The organism is Curtobacterium sp. MCJR17_043 (assembly GCF_003224315.2).
GTDB lineage: Bacteria > Actinomycetota > Actinomycetes > Actinomycetales > Microbacteriaceae > Curtobacterium.
The window spans coordinates 2,412,611-2,437,625 of sequence record NZ_CP126259.1 but is presented as its reverse complement, the minus strand read 5'-3'; the positions used below and the strand labels follow the sequence as shown (position 1 = coordinate 2,437,625).

The window sequence follows — 25,015 nt, the reverse complement described above, 5'->3', positions numbered from 1 at the left end:
GACCGGAAGAGGACATCTCATGCCCGCACTGCTCATCATCGCGATCATCGTCGGCGTCGTCCTGCTGATCACCGGCATCGTCAGCGCCGCGCTCAAGGCCCTGCTCTTCATCGGGCTGGTGCTCATCGTGCTCGCCGTCGTGGGGTGGATCCTCCGGCGCGTGCGCGGAGGCGGCTCGCGCGTCTGACGTCGCGACACCACGGCCACTGGCGCGTCCCGTTCGGCGGGGACGCGCCAGTCGTCGTTCCGGTCGCGCTGTCGAGGTGACGAACGGCCCGGACCGGTGGGAGGCCTCCCGGCCGGCCGCTGCCGGTGGTGCCCGCCGGTCCGGGAGTCGTACCGACTGGCGCCCTGCCGGCGCCTCGAGCAGGTGCGCCATTGGACTGAGTACCGGGCCGGGGATGGTACCGGCCGGCTCTGGTGCTCCGGTGCGGTCTCACGACCAGCGGCGCACCTCCGCTCGGAAGTAGTCCTCGGCGATCTGGCGGGCCTCCGTCGCGGTGCTGCTCGGTGGGACGTCGTCGAAGCCGGCGGCACGGTCGAGTTCGTCGGCGACGAAGCGCTGGAGGACGTCCGGAGCGGTGGCCGTGCCCATCTCGCGGGTCCTCGCCTTCAGCTCGATGAGGTCCGCCGTGGCGTCACGGACGTGCGACGGGACGGTCGAGTCGGCCAGCAGGGTCGACAGGTCCATCGGCGGGGTCGCGCTCTCCGGGTGGTCGTGGAGCCACCGGAGTGTCGATGCTGGGCGGAGGACGTAGAAGAACCGCTTCAGCGTGAGGTCCCGCTCCTGCTGTCGGTGCGCGACGTGCAGGTAGTGTCGGCCGATGCGTCCGCGGTCCGCGACGGCCGCGGCCAGGGTCAGGAGGCGGTCGCGGAAGCCCTCGTCTCCGCTGTAGACGATCGGGGATCGCAGCCACTCCGTCACGGTCGCGTTGCCGTTCACCAGGAGACGGACGGTCTTCGCCAGGTCCCACCCGTTGACGTCGAAGACGGCATCGAGTGGGGTCTCGATCACGTCCCGTCCCGGCCACAGTGCGAGGTAGTCGTCGGAGCGTCGCACGAAGAGGAACCGGCAGTCGTAGTCGCTGTCGGGCGACGGGAACCCCCCAGGCCCGACTGCCGCTCTCGATCGCCCACGGCACGCGGACGCCGTGGTCCTGCTCGACGCCCACGAGCCGGCGGTCGATCTCTGCGACGACGTCTGGGTCGAGTGTGGGGGGGTACGTTCCGCATGGCCCGACGCTAGCGCTCCACCACCCCGGCAGGATCGCGACTCCGTGCCGTGGGGGGATCGTCACCCTCAGCGTCTTCGCCGGCGCGGTCGTCGTCACTGCGGTGGTGGCAGCCGGGCCGCGGCAGATCCGCCGGCGCGAGCGGGCGTGAACGGCACCGGCGGTGCGGTCCCGCGCCGCGCCTCCCGGGCCGACGACCGCGGACGGTAGGATGGTCGGATCATGGCGCAATTCGGTTCACTCTCCGATCGGCTCACCGAGACCTTCCGCAACCTGCGGAGCAAGGGACGGCTGACCCCGTCCGACGTGGACGGCACCGTCCGCGAGATCCGGCGGGCCCTGCTCGACGCGGACGTCGCGCTCGAGGTGGTGAAGTCGTTCACCGCCGCCGTGCGTGAACGTGCGCTCTCGGACGAGGTCAACAAGGCCCTCAACCCGGCGCAGCAGGTCGTCCAGATCGTCAACGAGGAGCTCGTGGGCATCCTCGGCGGGCAGCAGCGCCGCCTCGAGTTCGCCAAGCGACCCCCCGACGGTCATCATGCTCGCGGGTCTGCAGGGTGCGGGCAAGACGACCCTCGCGGGCAAGCTCGGCAAGTGGCTCAAGAAGGACGGCCACACTCCGATGCTCGTCGCGGCGGACCTCCAGCGTCCGAACGCCGTGCAGCAGCTGCAGGTCGTCGGTGAGCAGGCCGGCGTGCACGTCTTCGCCCCCCGAGCCCGGCAACGGCGTCGGTGACCCGGTCAAGGTCGCCAAGAACGCGATCAAGGCCGCCGTCGACCAGCAGTACGACACCGTCATCGTCGACACCGCCGGTCGACTCGGTGTCGACGCCGAGCTCATGAAGCAGGCGGCGAACATCCGCAAGGCGGTCGACCCGGACGAGGTCCTGTTCGTCATCGACGCGATGATCGGTCAGGACGCGGTGAACACCGCCCGTGCCTTCCAGGAGGGCGTCGACTTCACCGGCGTCGTGCTGTCGAAGCTCGACGGCGATGCCCGCGGTGGTGCGGCGCTGTCGGTCGCGTCGGTCACGGGCCGACCGATCATGTTCGCCTCGACGGGTGAGGGGCTCGACGACTTCGAGCCGTTCCACCCGGACCGCATGGCGAGCCGCATCCTCGACCTCGGCGACATCCTGTCCCTCATCGAGCAGGCGCAGGGTGCGTTCGACGAGGAAGAGGCGCGCAAGGTCGCGGACAAGATCGCGTCCGACAACTTCACGCTGAACGACTTCCTGCAGCAGATGCAGCAGCTGCGCAAGGCCGGCTCGATCAAGGGCATGCTCGGCATGCTCCCGGGTGCGAAGGGCATGCGCGAGGCGCTCGACAACTTCGACGAGCGGGAGATCATCCGCACCGAGGCGATCATCCAGTCGATGACGCCGCAGGAACGCGAACTGCCGAAGCTCCTCAACGGTTCCCGTCGCCTCCGCATCGCGCGCGGTGCCGGCTCGACCGTGACCGAGGTGAACGCCCTCGTCAACCGGTTCGAGCAGGCCGCGAAGATGATGAAGACCGTGGCGCGCGGCGGTGTGCCGCAGATGCCGGGCATGGGACCGATCCCGGGCATGCACGGCGGCAAGAAGCAGCAGCCGCAGACCAAGAAGAAGAAGGTCGGCAACCCGGCGAAGCGCGCGGCGCTCGCGGCGGGCGCCCCGGCCGCCCCGCAGCAGGCACCGTCCGGTGCCGGGCTCGGGCTCGGCATGGGCAAGGGCGGCAAGGCACCCAGCGAGGAGGAGCTCGCCTCGCTCCAGAAGTTCCTCGGTCGCTGACCACGACCAGGGGTCGCGCACGCGACCACCATCACGACGGGAGGCCCGTCACCGGCTGGTGACGGGCCTCCCGTCGTGCGTCCGGCGGGTGTCAGAGCGAGTCGCGCAGCTCCGCGACGAGATGCCAGACCACGGCGCGCAGGTCCCCGCTGTTCTCCTGCGCCACCGCGAGTTGGCGCTGGTAGGACGCGCCGCGCTCGATCATCGTGTCGAGGTGGTGCAGCTCCTGCTGGCAACCGAGCCGCTCGGCGACCGGGTCCAGCCGGGTGACGAGGTCGTGCACCTCGTCGGTCACGAGCCGTTCGTCGCCGGCGACGTTCGTGATGATCTCGGCCTCCATGCCGTACCGGGCAGCGCGCCACTTGTTCTCGCGGACGAACCAGGGCTGCATCGCCTGGAGGGTCTCGCCGGCGTCGAGCCGGTCGGAGCTCTCGGTCACCAGGCACTGCACGAGTGCGGTGACGGCGCCGACCTCGTCGAGCGTGGAGATCCCGTCGGACACGCGGTTCTCCAGCGTGCCCCAGCCCGGCGACGGTCGGATGTCCCAGCGCAGGTCCTTCACGCCGTCGATCACGCCGGTGTGCACGAGGTCCCCGACGACCTCCTCGAAGTTCGCCCATGCCCCGAGCTGGGGCGGGAGTCCGCCGGTCGGGAGCTGCTGGAACATCAGGGCCCGGTTCGACGCGTAGCCGGTGTCGGTGCCGCCCCAGAACGGACTCGACGCGGTGAACGCCTGCAGGTGCGGGACGTAGCCGAGCATCGCGTTCATGATCGGGACGGCCTTGTCCCGGTCGTCGATGCCGACGTGCACGTGGACGCCCCAGATGAGCATCTGCCGTCCCCACCAGCGGGTCCGGTCGATGAGTTCCGCGTAGTGCTCGCTGTCCGGGGTGATCTCCTGCTGGTCCCACTGGGCGAACGGGTGTGTGCCGGAACACATCACGTCGGCGTCGAGGGGGAGTCGCGGCGTCGATGACCTCGCCGATGATGCCGGAGAGTTCCCGCGTCGCCCCGCCGACCGAACGGTGGACGCCGGTGACGACCTCGACCGTGTTCGTCAGGAGCTCCTCCGTCACCCGGTCCGCATCGCCCAGGCGCTCCCGCACGGCTGCGAGCACAGCCGGTGCCCGGGGGGCGAGGTCACCCGTCGCGCGGTCGACGAGGGGCAGCTCCCACTCGACGCCGATCGTCGACGGGGCTGATTCGGTGAACCGGATGTCCATGGGGCCATCCTGCCCGTCCACCTGACGGATCGGCGGGGAGCGCGGCGTGTCCGCCCTGACGAGCACCCGCACGGGTCGCCTAGTCTTCCTTGCGTGACCGCTGTCGTTCCGCCCGCCGCCACCGTGCCCGTCACCACCGTGCCCGCCGCCACCGTGCCCGCCGACCTCCGCACGGTCGGCTCGCCCTGGACACTGGGCCCACTGCACCTGCCGAACCGGGTGGTGATGGGGTCGATGCACACCGGGCTCGAGGTGCTCGACGACGGTGGGGTCGCGATGGCGGCGTTCTACCGGGAACGAGCGGCCGGGGGGAGCGGCCTGCATCATCACCGGCGGGATCGCCGTGAGCGACGAGGCGCGGGGCGGTCCGGACTTCGCGGTCTTCGGCGTCGGCGGGGCCGACGAGCGCTTCCGCACGGCGGTCGACGCGGTGCACGACGCGGGCGGGACGGTCCTCGCGCAGCTCTTCCACGCCGGTCGGTACGCCCTGGTCGGCGGGCTGCAGGACCGACACGGCCGACCCCAGCGCGCGGTCGCTCCGTCCGCGCTGCCCTGGGCTGCCGCGCGCGGGGTGGTGCCCGAGGAGCTGACCGCGGACGAGGTCCGGCGCACCGTCGAGGACTTCGCCGCCGCGGCGCGGACCGCCGCGGCGATCGGCTTCGACGGCGTCGAGATCATGGCGTCCGAGGGGTACCTGGTCAACCAGTTCCAGTCGCCGCTGACGAACCTGCGCGACGACGAGTGGGGTGGGACCCCCCGAGAAGCGCCGTCGGTTCGCGGTGGAGGTCGTGCGTGCGGTCCGCACCGCGGTCCCGGACCTGGCCGTCACGATCCGCCTGTCCGGAGCAGACCTCATGCCCGGCTCGTCGTCCGATGCCGACGTCGACGCGCTCGTGCTCGAACTGCTGCCGCTCGGGCTCGACGCGATCTCGGTCGGCATCGGGTGGCACGAGTCCCGGACGCCGACGATCCAGGCCGCGGTGCCGCACGGCGCGTGGATCGAGCAGGCCGCCCGGATCGCCGACGTCGTCCGCGCCTCCGACCACCCGCACGTCCGGGTCATCGCCTCGAACCGGATGACGGACCTCCGTGACGCCGAGGCCGTGCTGGCCGACCGACGGATCGACGCGGTGGCGCTCGCCCGACCGTTCCTGGCCGACGCGCAGCTCGTGGAACGGTCCCTGGCCGGCCGGCCCGACCTCGTGAACACCTGCATCGGCTGCAACCAGGCGTGCCTCGACCGGTCCGTGGTCGGCGCACCGGTGTCGTGCCTCGTCAACCCACGCGCAGCCCGGGAGCTGCAGTTCCCCCCTCCGACCCAGCTCGGAGCCGAAGCGCGTGGACGTCGTGGGCGGGGGGACCGGCGGGACTCGCCGCAGCGGTCGACGCCGCCCGCCGTGGTCACGACGTCCGGCTGTGGGAGGCGTCGGACGTCCTGGGCGGACAGTTCGGACTCGCCGCGGTGATCCCCGGCAAGGAGGACTACGCCGGTCCGGTGCAGGCCGCACGCGCGGAACTCGCGGAGCGCGGCGCCACCGTGCACCTCGGGCGGGCGGCGACCGTCGACGACCTGACGGGCAGCGACGCGGTGGTGCTCGCCTCCGGTGTCGTGCCCCGGGAGGTTGCCCTGCCCGGCGCCGACCTGCCGCACGTGCTCACCTACGAGCAGGCGCTCCGCGAGGGCGTGCCCGAGGGCAGCGTCGCGGTCATCGGCGGCGGCGGGATCGGCGTCGACACCGCCGCCTTCCTCACCGAGTCACCCGACGAGGCGGTCCGCGCCGTCGAGTTCGCCGCCCGCTGGGACGTTCCGGTCTCGACGGAACTGGTCGGTGACCTGCCACAGCGCCAGCCGACCGTGCACCGGACGGTCCGCCCGGGCCACCTGGTCACGGTGCTCCGCCGGAACGGGAAGTTCGGCCAGGGCGTGGGCCTCACCTCGCGGTGGGTGGCGCTCGGTCGGCTCCGTGACGCAGGCGTCCGGATGCTCGGTGACGTGCAGGAGTACCTCCGCATCGAACCGGGCGCGCTCTGGATCCGCGACGGGTCCGGCACGGAGGTCGCCGTCCCGGCGGACGTCGTTGTGCTCTGTGCCGGCCAGGAGGCGCGGGACGACCTGGTCGCGGGCCTCCGGTCCGCCGACGTGCCGTTCGCGGTGGTGGGCGGTGCCCGGGACGCCCGCGCGGTCGACGCCGTGCGCGCCACGAGTGAGGCCCTGGAGGCGGTCCGCGCGTTGGCGCCGTGACCGCCCGGATCGAGTGCCCGGGGCGCGCCGCGCGTCGTGGCTCGCTTCCCGCTCGGGAATCTGCAAGAATGAACGGTCGAATCGTGTCCGCTCGACCCTCTATCCAGCGGATCGCGAGTCTCTCAGAGCTTCCACCGTGTGTGCCCCCCACGCCCGCGGTTCCGGTTCAACCACAACACGTACGCAACAGGAGTCATTGTGGCTGTCAAGATCCGTCTCAAGCGCCTCGGCAAGATCCGAGCGCCGTACTACCGCATCGTCGTCGCCGACTCGCGCACCAAGCGCGACGGTCGTGTGATCGAGGAGATCGGCAAGTACCACCCCACCGAGGAGCCCTCGTTCATCGAGGTCCAGTCCGAGCGTGCGCAGTACTGGCTCGGCGTCGGCGCGCAGCCGACCGAGCAGGTCGCCGCGCTCCTCAAGCTGACCGGTGACTGGGCCAAGTTCAAGGGCGAGAAGGACACCGAGTCCAAGGTCAAGGTCCGCGAGCCGAAGCCGGCCTTCACGGTCGACAGCTCGAAGAAGGCCGTCCTCAAGCCCAAGTCGGAGAAGACGGCCCCGGCCGCTCCGGCAGCGGACGAGTCCTCCGACGAGACGACCGAGGCGTAGTCCTTGCTCGAATCCGCGCTGACGCACCTCGTCAAGGGGATCGTCGATCACCCTGACGACGTGCGCGTCGCCAGCTCCACCTCCGCGCGGGGCGAGGTCCTCGAGGTGCGTGTGCACCCCGAGGACCTCGGCCGCGTGATCGGTCGCGCCGGACGCACCGCGAAGGCGCTCCGCACGCTCGTCACGGCCCTGGCCGACGGCAAGCGCGTGCGGGTCGACGTGGTGGACAGCGATTCCTAGGGAGACGACCCAGCTCCGGGTGGGTCGCATCACGAAGGCGCACGGGCTCAAGGGCGGCATCAAGCTCGAGCTCTACACCGACGACCCGGATCGTCGGTTCACGCCGGGAGCGGTCTTCACGCTCCAGGTCCCCGACGACTCCCCGTGGTCGGGCAAGACCATCGCGCTCGACGAACTCCGCTGGTACAACGGCCACCCCGTCGCGTTCTTCGCGGGTGTCGCCGACCGGAGCGCCGCCGAGACCCTCGCGCGGGCGATCCTCTGGGTCGAGCAGGACACCGACGAGGACACCGGTGAGGACGACGCCTGGTACGACCACCAGCTGGTCGGCCTGAAGGTCCTCCGCGACGGCGTCGAGGTCGGCACCGTCGCACGGGTCGACCACCTGCCGGCACAGGACCTGCTCGCGGTCGACACGCCCGATCGCGGCGAGGTCCTCGTGCCGTTCGTCGCGGCGATCGTGCCCGCGGTCGACCTCGACGCCGGCACCGTCACGGTCACCCCGCCGACCGGTCTGTTCGAGGACCCGGAGGACACCAGCCGTCCCGAGACGGTGACCCCACCGGCGACGTCCCCGGCCGCCGACACCGAGGACTGACCGTGCGGATCGACATCGTCACGATCTTCCCGGAGTTCTTCGGGGTGCTCGACGTCTCCCTGCTCGGCAAGGCCCGGCAGGGCGGCCTGCTCGACCTGCACGTGCACGACCTCCGCTCGTGGACGACCGACCGGCACCGCACGGTCGACGACACCCCGTACGGCGGCGGCGCCGGCATGGTGATGAAGCCGGAACCGTGGGCCCAGGCCCTCGACGCCCTGCTCCGCCCTGACGGCTCGTCGACGCTCGTCGTGCCGACGCCCGCGGGGACGCCCTTCCGGCAGACCATCGCCCGGTCCCTCGCCGAGCACGAGCACCTCGTGTTCGCCTGCGGTCGGTACGAGGGGATCGACGCCCGCGTGTTCGAATGGGCCGCGGCGCGCAGCACGGTCGTCGAGCTCTCCCTCGGTGACTACGTGTTGAACGGCGGCGAGGTCGCGGCGATGGCCGTGATCGAGGCCGTCGGACGGCTGGTCCCGGGTGTCGTCGGCAACCCCGAGTCACTCGTCGAGGAGTCCCACGAGGACGGCCTGCTCGAGTACCCCTCCTACACGAAGCCGGCGTCGTGGCGCGGCCTCGACGTGCCGGACGTGCTGCTCAGCGGGCACCACGCGCGCGTCGCCTCCTGGCGCCACGAGCAGCAGGTGGAGCGGACGCGGCGCGTCCGTCCGGACCTGCTGCCGGACTGAGCGGGTCGACGCGACCCCTCGACGGACGGGAGGCCCGACACCAGCTGGTGTCGGGCCTCCCGTCCGTTCGTCGGTGCTGCCGCCTCAGGCGCCGCGCTGCGCGCGCCGGAGGGTGAGGACCTCCGGGCCCTGTTCCGTGACGGCGACCGTGTGCTCGACGTGCGCGGCCCGTGACCCGTCGACACTGCGGAGCGTCCAGCCGTCCTCGTCCTGGACGAGCTCGTCCGTGCCCTGCATGAGCCAGGGCTCGATCGCGACGACGAGGCCCGGTCGGAGCTTCAGTCCGCGTCCCGGGCGGCCGTCGTTCGGGACGTGCGGGTCGCCGTGCATGGTGCGGCCGACGCCGTGCCCGCCGAACTGCAGGTTCACGTCGTACCCGGCGCCCCTGGCGACCGAGCCGATCGCGGCGGAGACGTCGCCGAGCTTGTTGCCCGGGGTCGCCTGCGCGATGCCGGCGGCGAGGCACCGTTCGACCGTGGTGATGAGACGCTGGTCCTCGTCCCGGGGCGTGCCCACCTGCACGGTGACGGCGGAGTCCGCGACCCACCCGCCGACGCTCGCGGCGAAGTCGAGGCTGACCAGGTCGCCGTCCTGCAGCACACGGTCGTACGGCAGCCCGTGCAGGGCCGCGTCGTTCACCGACGTGCAGAGGTTCTTGCCGAACGGCGACTTCCCGAAGGACGGGTGGTAGTCCACGTAGCAGCTCTCGGCGCCACGGTCCGCGATCATCCGCGCGGCCACGCGGTCGAGGTCGAGCAGGTTCACCCCGACGTCGACCGTCTCCAGCAGGGTGTCGAGGACGTCGGCGACGAAGCGGCCGGCGACACGCAGTCCGTCGAGTTCGGCGGGGGTGCGGAGTTCGATCATGGGACCATCCTGCCGGTTGGCTGCGGTGGGGTTGTTGTGGCATGATGATCGATCGTGCCCTGGCTGGACTCTGCCACGGGGGGAGTCGCCGACACCGGGCACGCATCTCGTACTTTCCGAATTCGATCCGCGGCGACCCGTGTGCGTCCGCAGGAAGTGACACCATCATGCAGCTGCTCGACCACGTGACCGCCGGTGCCCTGCGCACCGACCACCCGGACTTCCGCCCCGGCGACACCGTCAAGGTCCACGTCAACATCGTCGAAGGCACGCGTTCGCGTATTCAGGTCTTCCAGGGCGTCGTCATCGGCCGCCAGGGCCACGGCATCGGCGAGACCTTCACGGTCCGCAAGGTGAGCTTCCAGGTCGGCGTCGAGCGCATGTTCCCGGTGCACTCCCCCGATCATCGACCACGTCGAGATCGTCACCCGCGGTGACGTCCGTCGCGCGAAGCTCTACTACCTCCGCGAACTCCGCGGCAAGGCGGCCCGCCGCAAGATCAAGGAGAAGCGCGACAACTGATCGCCTTCACAGCGACGCCCGGAACGCCGGGCCCGCTGCGAGCCCCTCGTCCATGTACGGTTGTGCATCGGCGGGGGGGCTCGCCCGTTCCCGGAGCCGCTCGCGCTCCGGGGGGCATGCGTCCCGGGCCCCCCGGGGAACAGGTCGACGAGAGTGGAAATGACGGACACGACTGAGGGCGAGGCCCGTCGCCCGCGGAACACGAGGAAGCCGCGGAACGGGGTGCTGACCTTCCTGCGGGACCTCGTCATCATCTTCATCGCGGCACTCCTGGTGTCCTTCCTGGTGAAGACCTTCCTGATCCGCTCCTTCTACATCCCCTCTGCCTCGATGCAGAACACGCTGCAGATCAACGACCGCGTGATCGTCAACGAACTCGTGCCGGACACCGTCGCCCTCAAGCGCGGGGACGTCGTCGTCTTCAAGGACCCGGGCGGGTGGCTCGACGGCGAGCAGCTGCCGAACGTGACCCCGACGTCGCCCGTCGGTCAAGCGGCCGACTGGCTGCTCACGCAGGTCGGGCTCGGGACCGGGGACAGCGACGACCACCTCATCAAGCGGGTCATCGGGCTGCCGGGCGACACCGTCGCGTGCTGCAACGACCTCGGTCAGATGACGGTCAACGGGGTCCCGATCACGGAGCCGTACCTCAAGCTCCCGGCCGGCGACACCCGTGCCTCGTCGACCGACTTCTCCGTCACCGTGCCGAAGGGCACCATCTGGGTGATGGGCGACAACCGGAACGACTCGAAGGACTCCCGGTACAACGGGGACACCCCGTCGAAGGGGTTCGTCCCCCCTCTCCGACGTCACGGGCCGGGCGTTCGTCATCTCCTGGCCGATGAGCCGGTGGACCTGGCTCGACGACCATCCCGAGGTCTTCGCCGGCGTGGAGGAGCGGGACGAGTGACCCCGGTCCGTCCGTCCCTGCGGCTGGAGAAGTCGCTCTTCGCCGCCGGCCGGGTCACCGTGATCGGTGTCGACGAGGTCGGCCGTGGTGCCATCGCCGGGCCGGTCGGCGTCGGTGTCGCGGCGGTGACGGTCGACGTCCGTCGCGTGCCGCAGGGGCTGGCCGACTCGAAGCTCCTGTCCCAGGCGCGGCGGACCGAGCTCGTGCCGACGGTCACCCGGTGGGCGCGCACCGCCGTCGGGATGGCGTCCGCCGAGGTCGTCGACGAGCAGGGCATCGTCGCCGCACTGGGGCTGGCCGGGGCGCGGGCGATCACGACCCTCGTCGACGACGGGGTCTCGCTCGAGGGAGCGGTGGTGGTGCTCGACGGGTCGTTCGACTGGCTCTCGCGGGCCCTGCCGTCCGAGCACCGGCCACTCGACGTCCAGGTGCGGGTGAAGGCGGACCGTGACTGCGCCTCCGTGGCCGCGGCGTCCGTCGTCGCCAAGGTCGCTCGTGACGAGCTGATGATCGCTGCGCACGACGATGCGCCGCACTACGCGTGGGCGTCCAACAAGGGGTACGGCTCGACCGCGCACTACGACGCCATCCGAACGGTCGGGCCGCATGCGCTGCACCGGAAGACCTGGTTGCACGCCGCCTCCGCGGTCGCGCTCGACGGGTTCGAGGAACTCGACCGCGTCGCCGTAGACTGAGCGCGCGATGGATGACGAAGAATTCGACGACTACGACCGCGAGGTCGAACTTGCCCTGTACCGCGAGTACCGCGACGTCGTCGGGCAGTTCCGGTACGTGGTCGAGACCGAGCGCCGCTTCTACCTGGCGAACGAGGTCGAGCTGGTCCGTCGGGACACCGAGCACGACTTCTACTTCGAATTGACGATGAACGACGTGTGGGTCTGGGACGTCTACCGGTCCGACCGATTCGTGAAGTCCGTTCGCGTTCTCACGTTCAAGGACGTGAACGTCGAAGAACTCACCGCGCGGGAACTCGAACTCCCCAAGGAACTCGCTCTCGACGAGTAGGGGATCGCCGACGCATTCGGTCATTCCGGAAACTCCTGCGATACGCTGGACCGTATTCACGATCCTGAAGGAGTGAGAAATGGCGCAGAAGGTCACTGTCCAGCTCGTCGACGATCTCGACGATTCGCCGATCGCCGCTGGCGATGGCCGCACGGTCGAGTTCGCGTTCGACGGTTCGTCCTACGAGATCGACCTGTCCAACGACAACGTCGACAAGTTCCGGGACGCGATCTCGGACTACATCGCAGCAGCGCGCAAGACCGCCGGTCGTCGCACCGGGTCGACGGGCAAGCCCTCGTCGGCGCCGAAGCGCGGCAACTCCGAGGAACTCGGCAAGATCCGCGAATGGGCGAAGGAGAACGGCTACGAGGTCTCTTCTCGTGGTCGTATCTCGACGCAGGTGCAGGAAGCGTACGCAGCCGCACACTGATCATCCCGATCGGCGTCCGTCGCCGATCACAGCAAGGGCCGGACATTCCGTGAGGAATAGTCCGGCCTTTGTCGTTGTGCGGGACATCGGGCCAACCGTTCCTCCACAGGACGGTCTTTCCGCGCGTCCATCCACAGGACACCACGAGCCTTCTCCATTCGGTCGCGGCGTTCATCATCCTGACTCCATGACGAATCGAGCAGCGCCACGAGTTCCGACCGACTCGCGGAGAGCAACGGGGATGACCGGAGAACGCCACGCCGTGGAATGGCTCGAGCGGCACGGGTTCCGGATCATCGACCGGAACTGGCGATGCGCACGCGGCGAGATCGACATCGTCGCGCGGACCGGCGAGACCATCGTCTTCGTCGAGGTGAAGACCCGGACCGGCCAGGCCGCCGGTCATCCGCTCGAAGCCGTGACGCCGCAAAAGCTCGCCCGCATGCGTCGACTCGTCCCGGCCTGGTTCCACGCGAACCGCGACGAGACGGCGCGCGCGATCCGGCTCGACTGCATCGCCGTCACGATCGTGGCGGACCACGTGGCGATCGAGCACGTCGAGGCGATCGGATGAGTGACATCGGACGGACGTCGGCCGTGGCGCTCGTGGGGGGTGCGGGGGGACCCTCGTCGAGGTCGAAGCGCACCTCACCAGTCAGCTGCCGACCTTCAGCATCATCGGGTTGCCGGACACGTCGCTCGGGGAAGCCCGGGAACGCGTCCGCTCGGCAGCGACCGTCGCCGACTGCCCGCTGCCGTCACGTCGCATCACGGTCAACCTCACCCCGGCCAGCGTCCCCAAGCGCGGCTCCGGGTTCGACCTGGCCATCGCGATGGCGGTCCTCGCCGCCGCGGGGACGGCTCCCGGGGCCGACCGACGGACCGTCTACGTCGGAGAGCTCGGTCTCGACGGACGCGTCCGCCCCGTGTTGGGCATCATCCCGGTCGTGCTGGCGGCCCGCGAGGCCGGGATGGACCGCGTCGTCCTGCCGATCGGGAACCTCGCAGAGGCGCAGGCCGTCCCCGGGGTGACGCTCACCGGGGTGGACTCGCTCCGGTCCGCCGCGATCGACGCCGGTGCCGATCTCCCGGCCGGGTTCGCCGACCCGGTGCTCCTCCCGGTGCCGGTCGACGACACACCACCGCCGCTCGAGCTCGCCGACGTGGTCGGCAACGCCATCGGTGTCCGCGCGGTCGTCACCGCCGCCGCGGGCGGCCACCACGTCCTCCTGCTCGGGCCGCCGGGTTCGGGCAAGACCATGCTCGCCGAACGCCTGCCCGCGCTGCTGCCGGACCTCGATGGCGACGCGGCACTCGAGGTCGCCGCGGTCCGGTCGGTCGCAGGGCACGGCGTGCGCTCCTGGACACGGCGACCGCCGTGGGAAGCGCCGCACCACTCGGCGTCGGCGGCCGCCCTGATCGGCGGCGGGACGGGGCAGCTCCGGCCGGGAGCGGTGTCACGGGCGACAGGCGGTGTGCTGTTCCTCGACGAAGCGACCGAGTTCCCCCCGAGCGGTCCTGGACGCGCTCCGGCAACCCCTCGAAGCAGGGTGCATCACGGTGCACCGCGCCGGCGGATCAGCCGAGTTCCCCGCCCGGTGTCAGCTCGTGCTCGCCGCCAACCCCTGTCCATGCGGGAACGCCGGGGGTGTCGGTGGCCCGGCCTGCACGTGTCCGCCGAGCGCGGTCCGGCGGTACCTCGGTCGCCTGTCCGGGCCGCTGCTCGACCGCATCGACATCCGGGTCGCGGTCGCCAGGGTGACGACCGGGACGCTCCGCGCGAGTGACGGGACGGCCCCGACCACCGATGCGGCGAGGCGGGTGATCGGCGATGCCCGGGAGCGCATGCGGACTCGGCTCCGGGGGACCGGATGGACCACGAACGCCGACGTCACCGGCACGTGGCTGCGCGGTGACGGCCGCGCCGCACCGGGTGCCTCCGACGTCCTCGACCGAGCACTCGACCTCGGCACCCTGACGATGCGCGGATGGGACCGGGTGATGCGACTGGCGTGGACGATCGCGGACCTCGACGGCGACGACCGACCCGACCGACGACACGTCGAGCGCGCGCTCGCGCTGCGGACGGCGCTGTGAGCACCGGGGGCAGGACTGCCCGGCGCAGGAGCGTCGACCGTGCCGCCGCGCTGTCACGACTCCGTGCCGCCGTCGTACGACCCGGCGAGCTGGGCACCGACGAACTCCTCGCCCGGGTCGCCTGGTCGACGGTCGTCGAGCCGGGGGACGGCACGGCCGGCGAGCTGGTGGGACGGCTGGGCGCGGGCCGCTCGATCCGTGCCGTCCTGCAGGCGCTCGACGACGGGCCGGTGGCACTCGGGGAGATGCTCGTCGACACCGGACGCGACTCGGCGGAGGACGACGTGCGCGACGAGCTCGCCCGGGCGGCCTCGGACCCGCTCGTGCCGGCACTCGAACGGTGGCGCCCACGGCTGCTCCGCCTCGACGTCGACGCCGTCCTGGGAGCAGCCTCCGCCGTGGGGTGCACGCTCCTCGTCCCGGGTGACGAGGACTGGCCGGCCGGGATCGACGACCTCGGTGTCCATGCTCCCCTCGTGCTGTGGCGTCGAGGAACGCGTCCGGTCGGTGACCTCCCGGGCATCTCGGTCGTGGGGGCCCGGGCGAACACGGTCCTCGGAGCGGAGGCCGCGGCGGAGATCACCTCGGCCGCGGCGGACGCCGGGTGCCTCGTCGTCTCCGGGGGGCGCGTACGGCATCGACGCGGTCGCGCACCGGGTGGCCCTCGCAGCAGGTACACCCACGGTCGCGGTGCTCGCCGGCGGTGTCGACCAGCTCTACCCGGCGGGGAACAGCACCATGCTCCGGAGCGTCGCCGACCACGGAGCCCTGCTCGCGGAGTGCCCGCCCGGCACCAGACCGTCTCGGTGGCGGTTCCTCGCCCGCAACCGGCTCATCGCTGCCCTGGGGTCGGTGTCGGTCATCGTGGAGGCGGGTGCGCGGTCGGGCGCACTCAACACGGCCCACCATGCCGGGCAACTCGGGCGACCGGTCTTCGCCGTGCCGGGGCCGTACTCGTCCTCGGCGTCGGCCGGCTGCCACCGGCTGATCGCCGATCGCCGTGCCGAGATCGTCGTGCACCCGGCGGATCCCGTCGACGCGGCCCTCCGCACCCGGTCCGGGGACCCGACGACGGACCCTGCGGTGCCGATCGCCGCCGCGCGCGTCGATCCCGAGGTGCTCCGTGCCGTCGATGCCCTGAGCCGCCGGAGACCGATCCCGCTCGACGAGGTCGCCGTCCGGTCCGGGCTGTCACCGGCGGACGCGACCGACGCTCTCGCGCTCGCCGAGCTGCAAGGGCTGGTGACGCGGGGGGCCTGGCGGGTGGACGGCCGCGTGACACCAGACGACGGGGGGGAGCCGGCGGCGGAGCGGGAGGACGACCAGCGCGACGTCCGGAGCGGGACCGGGACCGCCGTCGTCCTCCGCAGTCTCGGGTGGGGGGACGGGCCGCGCACCCGGCGGGGTGACGGGAGCGTGCTCGATGCCGGCCGTACCCTGACGAGGTGCACGACGACGAGGGACACCACCGCGGGAGTGACCGGCTCGACCGGGCCGTGTCGGCGTTCCTGGAGCACGGCCGACACGGGCGCGGCCTCAGTGAGCAGACCGTGCGGGCGTACCGCGCGGACCTCGACGACCTCACGGCGTTCGCGTCCGGGCGGGGGGATCGACCGGACCGACGGCATCACGCTCGAGCTCCTGCGCGACTGGTTGTGGACGGCGAACGAGCGCGGTCTCGCCCGCTCGACGATCGCCCGTCGGAGCGCGTCGGTGCGCGCCTTCACCCGGTGGGCGAGCGAGTCCGGCGTGCTGCCGGTCGACCCCGGCGTGCGGCTCCGCGCGCCGAAGGGTGCCGCGCACCTGCCGCGCGTGGTCGCACAGGACCAGGTGCGGGAGATGCTCGACGGATTGAGCGCCCGCGCGGTCGGTGACGACCCCGCCGCCCTGCGCGACCTCGCCGTGGTCGAGCTGCTCTACGCCGCCGGCATCCGGGTGAGCGAACTCGTCGGACTGGACCTGACGGACCTCGACCGGGAGCGCCTGACGGTCCGGGTGCTCGGCAAGGGCGGGAAGGAACGCGTCGTGCCGTTCGGGGTGCCGGCACGGGACGCCCTCGAGGACTGGCTCGAGCGCGGCCGACCGGCGCTCGCCGCCGCCGGTACTCCGTCGACCGGCGCACCGCCCGCTCGGACGTCCGCGGCGGGCACCGCCCTGTTCCTCGGCGACCGCGGAGCGCGACTCGGCACCAGGAGCGCCTACCGCATCGTGGCGAGACTGCTCGAAGCGCTACCGGGGGGACGGGCCGAGCGGCCCGCACACCTTCCGGCACACGGCGGCGACGCACCTGTTGGATGGGGGGAGCGGACCTCCGTGCCGTGCAGGAGATGCTCGGGCACGCCAGCCTCGGCACCACGCAGATCTACACGCACGTCTCGTCCGCTCGGTTGCGCGAGGTGTACCGGACGGCGCACCCCCCGCGCCTGACCGGTGCCCGCTCCGACGCCGGCGGCCAGCGCGTTCTCCGGCAGCAGGACCGGCCAGGCCGGTGCCGGCAGCAACGGGAGCGGATCGACGTAGCTGCCGTCGTCCCGAGCGCCGAGGTGCAGGCACGGCGTCACGGCAGGGCAGTGCCCGGACGCGACGACCCCGACCGGCGCCCCACGGTCGACACGGTCGCCCTTCCGGACGACCGGTCGCACGGGGTCGAGGGTGCTCACGAGCCCGTCTCCGTGGTCGATGGTCACGACCGGTCGACCTCCGACCGGGCCGGCGAACGTGACGGTCCCCGCGTCGGGGGCCGTCACGGTGGTGCCAGGGTCCGCGGCGACGTCCAGACCACGGTGCCCGGGCCCGTACTCGGTCGCCGGGGGGTTCCCACGGCCGCTGGACGACGTGACGTGCCGTCGGCCAGGACCACCGGGGCCGTCCCACCGTGGACCGGGCCGCGCCGGACGGGGCGGAGGCAGGTGCTGGCTCGACGAGGCCGGTCCGGCTCATCTGGCCGTCCTGGCCGACCGCGCCGACCGCGCCGACCGCGCCGACCGCGCCACCCGAGCCACCCGCGCCGATCTGGCCGCCCGCGCCGACGCCGTGGAATGCCGCCGCCCACCCCCGCTCCCCGGGCCGGTCGACCATCCCGGCGGCACGACCCGGGGCGGCGAGGTCGGCCACACCGACCCGACCCACCGGTCCGACCAGGCCGACCACGGCCACGGCCACCGATGCAGCCAGCCCCACCCGCAGGACGCCCGGCAGCGCCCTCCGAGTCCTCATCGCGGTCGCAGTCGCCGCGGACGCCGGGACCCGTGGCCACCCAGCCCGCCACTCAGCCCGCCACGGACACCGCCACGCACCCCGCCACGGACCCCGCCACCGACCCGGTGCCGGCCCCCCGCTCGGCACGCCGCCCCGCCACGCCCGGCACCACGCTTCCCCGTCCGCTCCTCGTCGCGCTCGTCATGCCACCCAGGCTCGCCGTCCCGACCCGGCCCCGAGGCGGACCGGAGCCCTCCTGTGGACGGAGCCCCGGGCCTCCCGGCCAGTGGAGGAGCGGCCGCCGCACGGCGCCCGATGTGCTCAACAACCCGCGAAGGGGTACTGTCGGGGCCGCTCCGGACACCGCAACGCCGCTCGGACGGCGATCCAGCCGACCGCCGGGGCACCGTGCACCACCCGGCACGGCGGCGGGAACCCAGGAGCATCGTGTCGACCAGGACCACCGAGCACGGCGAGGACCGTGCGTTCAAGGGGAAGGTCACGCTGTTCGCCGTCGCGGCGGCGGTCGGTGGCTTCCTCTTCGGCTTCGACTCGTCCGTCATCAACGGGGCGGTCGACGCGATCAAGGGGGAGTTCGACCTCTCCGACGGCGCCAGCGGGTTCGCGGTCGCCTCCGCCCTCATCGGGTGTGCGTTCGGCGCGTACTTCGCGGGACGCTTGGCGGACCGGTTCGGTCGTACCCGGATCATGTTCTGGGCCGCGGTGCTGTTCTTCGTGTCCTCGATCGGGTCGGGGTTCGCCTTCGCCACGTGGGACTTCGTCATCTGGCGCCTCGTCGGCGGACTCGGCATCGGCACCGCATCGGTCATCGCACCCGCCTACATCTCCGAGGTCTCCCCGAAGGCGATCCGTGGGCGCCTCGCGTCCTTCCAGCAGCTCGCGATCACGCTCGGCATCTTCGCCGCCCTGCTCTCGGACCAGTTCTTCGCGGTCACGGCGGGCAGCGCGTCGGCGGACGTCTTCGGCCTGCCGGCTTGGCGCTGGATGTTCCTGGTCGGTGTCGTCCCGTCGATCGTCTACGGCATCCTCGCGATCACGCTGCCGGAGTCGCCCCGGTACCTGCTCACCAAGGGCCGCGAGGACGACGCGCGTGAGGTCATGGGCAAGATCGTGCCCCGTGACACCGTGAACACGAGCCTGGAGGAGATCCAGGACGGCATCCAGAAGGAAGCGAACGAGAAGAAGGGCTCGATCCGCGGCAACCGCTTCGGCCTGCAGCCCATCGTCTGGGTCGGCATCATCCTCGCCGTCCTGCAGCAGTTCGTCGGCATCAACGTGATCTTCTACTACTCGACGACGCTGTGGCAGGCCGTCGGCTTCAAGGAGAGCGACTCGTTCCTCATCTCGACCATCACTTCGGTCGTGAACGTCCTGGTCACGTTCATCGCGATCTTCCTCGTCGACAAGGTCGGCCGGAAGCCGCTGCTCGTCGCCGGTTCCGCGGGCATGTTCGTCTCGCTGACGATGGTCGCCATCGCGTTCTCGCAGGCCCGCATCGTCGACGGCGAGCCCTCGCTGCCCGGCGCCTGGGGCGTCATCGCCCTCGTCTTCGCCAACCTGTTCGTCGTCTCCTTCGGTGCGACCTGGGGCCCGCTCATGTGGGTGCTGCTCGGCGAGATGTTCCCGAACCGCATCCGCGCCACCGCGCTCGGCATCGGCTCGGCGGCGAACTGGATCGCGAACTTCATCGTCACGATCTCGTTCCCGGTGCTGTCCGGCTTCAACCTGACGGTCACCTACGGCATCTACGCGCTCTTCGCGCTGCTGTCGCTGTTCTTCGTCATCGCGAAGATCCCCGAGACCAAGGGCCGCTCCCTCGAGGAGATGGGCATCTCGGCCGAGGGCGACACGGTCAGCGCCAAGGCCTGACGCTGCCGCCCACCCAGCCGGGAGGCCCGGATCGCGTGACCCTGCCGGGTCGCGTGATCCGGGCCTCCTTCCTCTGTTAGCATCTATCCAGCAGCGCGCTGGTCGCGCTGACTTCGCGTGTCCACCAGTGCCGGCCTCCGGCACGTCCCGCGGCCATCGGTCCCGCTCTCACGAGCGGGCGGTCACGGGGCTGGGCGCCAGGGGCCACGACCACCGGTCGTGACCGACACAACCGCAACCGTGTGCACGGGCTCCGTCCCGTGCGCCGAGAACAAGGAGGGACGGCATGGCCGTCGTCACCATCCGCCAGCTGCTCGACAGCGGCGTCCACTTCGGACACCAGACCCGTCGGTGGAACCCGAAGGTGAAGCGCTTCATCCTCGCCGAGCGCTCGGGCATCCACATCATCGACCTGCAGCAGTCGCTGGCCTTCATCGACCGTGCGTACGACTTCGTCAAGGAGACGGTCGCGCACGGTGGCACGATCCTCTTCGTGGGCACCAAGAAGCAGGCGCAGGGCTCCATCGCCGAGCAGGCGACCCGCGTCGGCCAGCCGTACGTCAACCAGCGTTGGCTCGGCGGTCTGCTCACGAACTTCCAGACGGTCTCCAAGCGCCTCGCGCGCATGAAGGAGCTCGAGGAGATCGACTTCGACGACACGACGAAGGGCTTCACCAAGAAGGAGCTCCTCATCAAGAAGCGCGAGCTGGACAAGCTCCACAAGACCCTCGGTGGTATCCGCAACCTCACGCGGACCCCGAGCGCGCTCTGGATCGTCGACACCAAGAAGGAGCACCTCGCCGTCGACGAGGCGCAGAAGCTCGGGATCCCGATCATCGGCATCCTCGACACCAACTGCGACCCGGACGAGATCACCTACCCGATCCCGGGCAACGACGACGCGATCCGCTCCGTCGGCCTCCTCACCCGCATCGTCGCCGACGCCGCGGCCGAGGGTCTGAAGACCCGCCACAACGGTGGCGACGACGACGCGGCCGCCGAGCCGCTCGCCGAGTGGGAGCAGGAGCTCCTCGGTGGCGACAGCGCGACGCCGGCCGCCGACGCCGCCCCCCGAGGGTGCGACCGTCGCCGAGAACGACGCTGACGCTCAGGTCGCCGCGAAGGAGATCGGCGAGCCGATCGCCGACGCCGACAAGAACGCCGAGCCGACGGCCGAGGCCGCCGCCGCTGCGGAGACCACCCCCCGCCGAGTGAGCACCCGGGGCGCCGGACCGTCACCGGTCCGGCGCCCCTGCTCCGCTCCCCACTCTCCACACACGCACAGTCCAGAAAGGACTCCAGGCAATGGCAAACTTCACCGCTGCTGACGTGAAGAAGCTCCGCGAGGACCTCGGCGCCGGCATGATGGACGCCAAGAACGCCCTCGTCGAGGCTGACGGCGACTACGACAAGGCCGTCGAACTGCTCCGCATCAAGGGCGCGAAGGCCGTCGCCAAGCGCGACGACCGTGCGACCTCGGAAGGCGTCGTCGTCGCATCGGCCGACAACGGTGCCGCCACCGTCGTCGAGCTCGCCAGCGAGACCGACTTCGTCGCGAAGAACGAGAAGTTCACGACCCTCGCCGACAAGGTGCTCGGTGCGGTCGCCGCTGCCGGTGCCACCGACGTCGCCTCGGCGAACGCGGCCCCGCTCGACGGCAAGACCGTCCTCGAGGTCGTCAACGAGAGCGCAGCGGCGCTCGGCGAGAAGCTCGAGGTCCGCACGGTCCGCCGTGTCGAGGGCTCGGCCTTCGAGATCTACCTGCACAAGACGAGCCAGGACCTGCCGCCGCAGATCGCCGTCGTCGTCGCCTACGAGGGTGACAACGCCGCCGAGGCCCGTTCCATCGCGCAGCACGTCGCGTTCGCGAACCCGTCGTACCTCACGCGCGACGAGGTCCCGGCCGACGCGATCGAGAAGGAGCGCGCCACCGTCGAGGCGATCACGCGCGAGGAGGGCAAGCCCGAGGCCGCCCTCCCGAAGATCGTCGAGGGTCGCGTCAACGCCTTCATCAAGGGCATCTCGCTCCTCGACCAGGACTACGCGAAGGACAACAAGATCTCCGTCGCGAAGGCCGCCGAGAACGCCGGCATCACGATCCAGGGCTTCGCCCGCGTCAAGGTCGGCGCGTAACGAACCCATGACGGGGCCAGGAACCAACCGGTTCCTGGCCCCGTTGTCGTGCGCCCCGGCGCACCGAGTACATTTCCACGAGACCACGACGAAGGGTGCTTGACACATGACCGACGAGAAGACCGGACGCCGACGGGTCCTGCTGAAGCTCTCGGGAGAGGCGTTCGGCGCCGGTTCCCTGGGCGTGAACCCCGACGTCATCAGCTCCATCGCGAAGGAGATCGCGAACGCCGCTCGCGAGGTCGAGGTGGCCGTGGTCGTCGGTGGGGGGGAACTTCTTCCGCGGTGCCGAGCTGTCGCAGCGCGGCATGGACCGGGGCCGCGCGGACTACATGGGCATGCTCGGTACCGTCATGAACGCCCTCGCCCTCCAGGACTTCCTCGAGCAGGCCGGCGCCGCCACCCGTGTGCAGTCGGCGATCAGCATGACCCAGGTCGCCGAGCAGTACATCCCGCGTCGCGCCGAGCGGCACCTCGAGAAGGGCCGCGTCGTCATCTTCGGTGCGGGCGCCGGCCTGCCCTACTTCTCGACCGACACCGTCGCCGCGCAGCGTGCGCTCGAGATCGGTGCGGACGAGGTGCTCGTCGCCAAGAACGGCGTCGACGGCGTGTACTCCGCCGACCCGAAGAAGGACCCGACCGCCGAGAAGCTGCACCACGTCACCTACCAGGACGCACTCCTCAAGGGGCTCAAGGTCGTCGACGCCACCGCGTTCTCGCTCTGCATGGACAACGGCATGCCGATGCACGTGTTCGGCATGGAGGGCGAGGGCAACGTCCGCGCCGCGATCCAGGGCGAGCGCATCGGGACCGTCGTCAGCAACTGACCGGGTCCCGACCGCCGACTGACTAGACTCGACCCGTACCGAAGGAGAACCACCGTGATCAGTGACGTCATGACCGAGGCGACCGAGAAGATGGCGAAGGCCGTCGACGTCGCGAGGGACGACTTCGCCACCGTCCGCACCGGCCGCATCAACGCCGCGCTCTTCCAGAAGATCCCGGTCGAGTACTACGGTTCGCCGACCCCGCTCGCGCAGCTCGCGTCCCCTCCAGACGCCGGAGGCCCGCACCCTCATCGTGACGCCGTACGACAAGTCGGCGCTCAAGGAGATCGAGCGTGCGATCGCGACCTTCCCGAACCTCGGGGCCAGCCCGACGAACGACGGCGAGATCGTCCGCGTGACGATCCCCGAGCTCTCGGCCGAGCGCCGCAAGGAGTTCGTGAAGATCGTCAAGGGGAAGGGCGAGGACCACAAGGTCGTCCTCCGCAACATCCGCCGCAAGGCCAAGGACGACCTCGACGCGCTGAAGGGCGAGGTGTCCGACGACGACATCGCCCGCAGCGACAAGGAGCTCGACGCGCTGACGAAGAAGCACGTCGACCAGATCGACGAGGCGCTGAAGAAGAAGGAAGCCGAACTCCTCGAGGTCTGATGCGCCGTCCGGACCAGGGCGACGACCGCCCCACATCAGATGACCGCCGCATGACGGGGTTCCGACAGGACTTCGACGCGCGGGCGAGGGCGGCCCGGAGCGACTTCGAGGCGCAGATCCGGCAACGTCGTGCCGAGTTCGGTGTGCGCAACGAAGCACTGACCGCCCGCACCGGGCGGAACCTGCCGGCGGCGATCGCGATCGCACTCGCGTTCGCGGTGGTCATGCTCGCGTCGCTCCTGGTCTTCAAACCGGTGTTCATGCTCGTCGCCGCGTTCCTGCTCGGCGTCGGCGTCTACGAGCTCGCGAGTGCGATGCGGTTCGCGGGTCGTGACGTCCCGAGGATCCCGAGCGTCGCAGTCGCGGTCGCGACCGTCCCGGCCGCCTTCCTCGGCGGGCAGGACTGGGCGCTGTCGACGCTGCTCGGCGGCGTCGTCGTCATCTCGGTGTGGCGCCTCGTGGAGGTCGCCTTCGCCCGCACGAAGCCGTCGGCGCAGAACGTCGTCCGCGACCTCACGAACGGGTTGTTCGTCCAGGCGTACGTGACGCTGCTCGGTGCCTGCGTGGTGCTCCTGTCCGCGCAGGACCACGGCGAACGCTGGGTGATCGCGTTCATCCTCGTGGTCGTCGCGGTGGACACCGGGGCGTACGCGACGGGCATCAACCTCGGCAAGCACCCGATGGCGCCGCGCATCAGCCCGAAGAAGACGTGGGAGGGCTTCGGGGGGATCGGTCGCGGCGAGCATCCTCGTCGGCATCCTCGTCACGTGGCTGATGCTCGGACTGCCCTGGTGGACCGGGATCATCCTCGGGGTGCTCATCTCCGGATCGGCCACGCTCGGGGACCTCACCGAGTCGATGATCAAGCGCGACCTCGGGATCAAGGACATCTCTTCGTTCCTGCCGGGCCACGGCGGGCTGCTCGACCGGATCGACAGCATCCTGCCGTCGGCGGCCATCGCGTACCTGATGTACCTCGTCATCGTGCGCTGACCACACTCCGGACGGGGCTCCGCGCACGCTGTCCCCGCGCGTCCAGGAAGTGCTCCGACACAGGCCTGGCACAATGGCGCCGTGCCTTCGACGTTCCCGACTGCCCCCCCGCTCGGTCCTCGGCTACGACGCCGACGAGGTCGAGCGTTTCCTCGAGGACGCTCGGCGTGCCTACACCGCGAACGACAGCGCCCCCCGGGATCGAGGCGGCGAAGATCCGCGCGACCGCCTTCTCGATGAAGAAGGGCGGCTACTCGACGCAACACGTCGACGCCGCGCTGGAACGACTCGAGGACGCGTTCGCCGCACGTGAGCGTGAGCGGGAGATCGCCGACGTCGGCCAGAAGGCCTGGTACGCGGAGGCCCGGAGCAAGGCGTCCGACGTGGTCGCGCGACTCGGCCGACCCGACGGGCAGCGGTTCCAGCGCGTGAGCGTCCTGACGACCGGCTACCACCCGAAGGACGTCGACGCGTTCTCGCGCCGGCTGCACGGCTACTTCAAGGACGGCAAGCCGCTGAGCCTGACCGAGGTCCGGTCGATCGTGTTCCGTCCGAAGCACGGCGGGTACCGCGAAGCCCAGGTCGACGCCCTCCTCGACGCCGTCGTCGAGGTCATGCTCGCCGTGCGCTGACGGACGGGCGCAACGGGCCGCATCGGCGTCTGCCGAATCGCCGTCCCCAGGTGCTTCGCTTTCCGTGATCGTTCCGTTATCCTGGTCGGACTCATGGGCAGGCACACGGCAGACACTCGATCCGACCGCGCGAACCGCGAACTGCACGATCACGCGATCGTCAGCGAGCGACGAGCGGCGAAGAACCGAACGCGCACGGCGGAGACCTCGGTCGTCCGTCCCACCCCGGCCCAGCAGGAGCAGCCCGTCGCTCCCGTCATCGCGCCGGTGTCCGT

At 71.0% G+C, this 25,015-nt stretch carries 16 protein-coding genes and 12 pseudogenes; 23 read left to right on the top strand and 5 right to left on the bottom strand.

All coding sequences use genetic code 11. From position 1 onward, the window contains the following. Window positions 1-19 precede the first annotated feature (19 nt). Complete coding sequence (locus DEJ15_RS12560) at window positions 20-187, top strand: hypothetical protein (protein WP_181419521.1); 168 nt, start codon at window positions 20-22, stop codon at window positions 185-187. Window positions 188-436: 249 nt separating this feature from the next. Here the strand turns inward: DEJ15_RS12560 and DEJ15_RS12555 are convergent, their stop codons facing one another. Continuing rightward, complete coding sequence (locus DEJ15_RS12555; RefSeq protein WP_284175066.1) at window positions 437-1,060, bottom strand: nucleotidyltransferase domain-containing protein; 624 nt, start codon at window positions 1,058-1,060, stop codon at window positions 437-439. A gap of 394 nt (window positions 1,061-1,454) precedes the next feature. Here DEJ15_RS12555 and ffh point away from each other — a divergent pair. Continuing rightward, a pseudogene (gene ffh / locus DEJ15_RS12550) lies at window positions 1,455-3,004 on the top strand (signal recognition particle protein). A gap of 91 nt (window positions 3,005-3,095) precedes the next feature. Here the strand turns inward: ffh and DEJ15_RS12545 are convergent. After that, window positions 3,096-4,227: pseudogene (locus DEJ15_RS12545) on the bottom strand (glutamate--cysteine ligase). 265 nt (window positions 4,228-4,492) lie between these two features. On the opposite strand from DEJ15_RS12545, the pseudogene DEJ15_RS18640 reads away from it, so the two are divergent. The 6 genes and pseudogenes from DEJ15_RS18640 to trmD all read left to right on the top strand — a co-directional run. After that, window positions 4,493-5,363 (top strand): annotated as a pseudogene (locus DEJ15_RS18640) (oxidoreductase); the annotation flags it as partial. Window positions 5,364-5,458: 95 nt separating this feature from the next. After that, entirely contained in the window at window positions 5,459-6,469 is a 1,011-nt protein-coding gene (locus DEJ15_RS12530; protein WP_349814710.1) for an FAD-dependent oxidoreductase, read from the top strand. Window positions 6,470-6,667: 198 nt separating this feature from the next. Further along, entirely contained in the window at window positions 6,668-7,078 is a 411-nt protein-coding gene (rpsP, locus tag DEJ15_RS12525; protein ID WP_110826142.1) for a 30S ribosomal protein S16, read from the top strand. A 3-nt stretch (window positions 7,079-7,081) separates the two neighbouring features. Then, window positions 7,082-7,318, top strand: a complete 237-nt coding sequence (locus DEJ15_RS12520) for an RNA-binding protein (RefSeq protein WP_110826143.1) — start codon at window positions 7,082-7,084, stop codon at window positions 7,316-7,318. A gap of 19 nt (window positions 7,319-7,337) precedes the next feature. Then, the gene (gene rimM / locus DEJ15_RS12515; RefSeq protein ID WP_181419522.1) at window positions 7,338-7,916 is read left to right on the top strand and encodes a ribosome maturation factor RimM; all 579 of its coding nucleotides are present in this window, start codon (window positions 7,338-7,340) and stop codon (window positions 7,914-7,916) included. A 2-nt stretch (window positions 7,917-7,918) separates the two neighbouring features. Beyond that, the gene (gene trmD, locus DEJ15_RS12510) at window positions 7,919-8,605 is read left to right on the top strand and encodes a tRNA (guanosine(37)-N1)-methyltransferase TrmD (protein ID WP_110826145.1); all 687 of its coding nucleotides are present in this window, start codon (window positions 7,919-7,921) and stop codon (window positions 8,603-8,605) included. An 84-nt stretch (window positions 8,606-8,689) separates the two neighbouring features. Here the strand turns inward: trmD and map are convergent, their stop codons facing one another. Further along, complete coding sequence (gene map / locus DEJ15_RS12505; protein WP_110826146.1) at window positions 8,690-9,472, bottom strand: type I methionyl aminopeptidase; 783 nt, start codon at window positions 9,470-9,472, stop codon at window positions 8,690-8,692. A 167-nt stretch (window positions 9,473-9,639) separates the two neighbouring features. On the opposite strand from map, the pseudogene rplS reads away from it, so the two are divergent. The 6 genes and pseudogenes from rplS to DEJ15_RS12470 all read left to right on the top strand — a co-directional run bounded on the left by rplS (window position 9,640) and on the right by DEJ15_RS12470 (window position 14,457). Beyond that, window positions 9,640-9,994: pseudogene (rplS, locus tag DEJ15_RS12500) on the top strand (50S ribosomal protein L19). A gap of 159 nt (window positions 9,995-10,153) precedes the next feature. Continuing rightward, window positions 10,154-11,599 (top strand): ribonuclease HII, encoded by a 1,446-nt coding sequence (rnhB, locus tag DEJ15_RS19595; RefSeq protein WP_502866102.1) that lies wholly within the window; start codon window positions 10,154-10,156, stop codon window positions 11,597-11,599. A 7-nt stretch (window positions 11,600-11,606) separates the two neighbouring features. Then, window positions 11,607-11,930, top strand: coding sequence for a DUF2469 family protein (locus tag DEJ15_RS12485; RefSeq protein ID WP_110826150.1), 324 nt, complete (start codon window positions 11,607-11,609; stop codon window positions 11,928-11,930). 79 nt (window positions 11,931-12,009) lie between these two features. Beyond that, window positions 12,010-12,360 carry a histone-like nucleoid-structuring protein Lsr2 gene (locus tag DEJ15_RS12480; protein WP_110826151.1) on the top strand — a complete coding sequence of 117 codons (351 nt, stop codon included), beginning with the start codon at window positions 12,010-12,012 and terminating at the stop codon, window positions 12,358-12,360. A gap of 187 nt (window positions 12,361-12,547) precedes the next feature. Next, window positions 12,548-12,934, top strand: a complete 387-nt coding sequence (locus DEJ15_RS12475) for a YraN family protein (RefSeq protein WP_110826152.1) — start codon at window positions 12,548-12,550, stop codon at window positions 12,932-12,934. Continuing rightward, window positions 12,931-14,457, top strand: a pseudogene (locus tag DEJ15_RS12470) (YifB family Mg chelatase-like AAA ATPase). The gene DEJ15_RS12475 and the pseudogene DEJ15_RS12470 overlap by 4 nt, the downstream one beginning before the upstream one ends. A 53-nt stretch (window positions 14,458-14,510) precedes the next feature. Here DEJ15_RS12470 and DEJ15_RS12465 read toward each other — a convergent pair. Continuing rightward, window positions 14,511-14,924, bottom strand: a complete 414-nt coding sequence (locus tag DEJ15_RS12465; RefSeq protein ID WP_284175064.1) for a hypothetical protein — start codon at window positions 14,922-14,924, stop codon at window positions 14,511-14,513. On the opposite strand from DEJ15_RS12465, the pseudogene DEJ15_RS18635 reads away from it, so the two are divergent. From DEJ15_RS18635 to DEJ15_RS12455, 3 pseudogenes are all read left to right on the top strand, one after another. Next, window positions 14,856-15,023 (top strand): annotated as a pseudogene (locus tag DEJ15_RS18635) (DNA-processing protein DprA); the annotation flags it as partial. The gene DEJ15_RS12465 and the pseudogene DEJ15_RS18635 sit on opposite strands and share 69 nt — an antisense overlap. Further along, a pseudogene (locus tag DEJ15_RS12460) lies at window positions 14,965-15,474 on the top strand (DNA-processing protein DprA); the annotation flags it as partial. The pseudogenes DEJ15_RS18635 and DEJ15_RS12460, both read left to right, overlap by 59 nt. 428 nt (window positions 15,475-15,902) lie before the next feature. After that, window positions 15,903-16,874, top strand: a pseudogene (locus DEJ15_RS12455) (tyrosine recombinase XerC); the annotation flags it as partial. Between the two features lie 150 nt (window positions 16,875-17,024). Here the strand turns inward: DEJ15_RS12455 and DEJ15_RS18630 are convergent. Beyond that, a pseudogene (locus tag DEJ15_RS18630) lies at window positions 17,025-17,204 on the bottom strand (peptidoglycan DD-metalloendopeptidase family protein); the annotation flags it as partial. 898 nt (window positions 17,205-18,102) lie between these two features. Between DEJ15_RS18630 and DEJ15_RS12450 the strand changes: the two are divergent. From DEJ15_RS12450 to DEJ15_RS19590, 6 genes and pseudogenes are all read left to right on the top strand, one after another. Then, a complete protein-coding gene (locus tag DEJ15_RS12450) occupies window positions 18,103-19,545 on the top strand; it encodes a sugar porter family MFS transporter (protein WP_258365872.1) in 1,443 nt (480 codons plus the stop codon). 286 nt (window positions 19,546-19,831) lie between these two features. Beyond that, window positions 19,832-20,873, top strand: a pseudogene (gene rpsB / locus DEJ15_RS12445) (30S ribosomal protein S2). Then, window positions 20,851-21,678: a translation elongation factor Ts gene (gene tsf / locus DEJ15_RS12440; protein WP_110825189.1), complete on the top strand. Its 828-nt coding sequence runs from the start codon at window positions 20,851-20,853 to the stop codon at window positions 21,676-21,678. Before rpsB ends, tsf begins: the two are co-directional and overlap by 23 nt. Window positions 21,679-21,784: 106 nt before the next feature. Continuing rightward, window positions 21,785-22,505 (top strand): annotated as a pseudogene (pyrH, locus tag DEJ15_RS12435) (UMP kinase). A 54-nt stretch (window positions 22,506-22,559) separates the two neighbouring features. Then, a pseudogene (gene frr, locus DEJ15_RS12430) lies at window positions 22,560-23,115 on the top strand (ribosome recycling factor). A gap of 50 nt (window positions 23,116-23,165) precedes the next feature. After that, window positions 23,166-24,740 (top strand): phosphatidate cytidylyltransferase, encoded by a 1,575-nt coding sequence (locus DEJ15_RS19590; protein WP_502866101.1) that lies wholly within the window; start codon window positions 23,166-23,168, stop codon window positions 24,738-24,740. Window positions 24,741-25,015: the final 275 nt, after the last annotated feature.

What these genes read in the sequence shown, in the direction of transcription:
- DEJ15_RS12480 (WP_110826151.1), top strand. Translation starts at nt 12,010, where the DNA reads ATGGCGCAGAAGGTCACTGTCCAGCTCGTCGACGATCTCGACGATTCG.
- tsf (WP_110825189.1), top strand. Translation starts at nt 20,851, where the DNA reads ATGGCAAACTTCACCGCTGCTGACGTGAAGAAGCTCCGCGAGGACCTC.
- DEJ15_RS12560 (WP_181419521.1), top strand. Translation starts at nt 20, where the DNA reads ATGCCCGCACTGCTCATCATCGCGATCATCGTCGGCGTCGTCCTGCTG.
- DEJ15_RS12465 (WP_284175064.1), bottom strand. Translation starts at nt 14,924, where the DNA reads ATGGACACCGAGGTCGTCGATCCCGGCCGGCCAGTCCTCGTCACCCGG.
- DEJ15_RS19590 (WP_502866101.1), top strand. Translation starts at nt 23,166, where the DNA reads ATGACGGGGTTCCGACAGGACTTCGACGCGCGGGCGAGGGCGGCCCGG.
- DEJ15_RS12475 (WP_110826152.1), top strand. Translation starts at nt 12,548, where the DNA reads ATGACGAATCGAGCAGCGCCACGAGTTCCGACCGACTCGCGGAGAGCA.
- map (WP_110826146.1), bottom strand. Translation starts at nt 9,472, where the DNA reads ATGATCGAACTCCGCACCCCCGCCGAACTCGACGGACTGCGTGTCGCC.
- rnhB (WP_502866102.1), top strand. Translation starts at nt 10,154, where the DNA reads ATGACGGACACGACTGAGGGCGAGGCCCGTCGCCCGCGGAACACGAGG.
- DEJ15_RS12485 (WP_110826150.1), top strand. Translation starts at nt 11,607, where the DNA reads ATGGATGACGAAGAATTCGACGACTACGACCGCGAGGTCGAACTTGCC.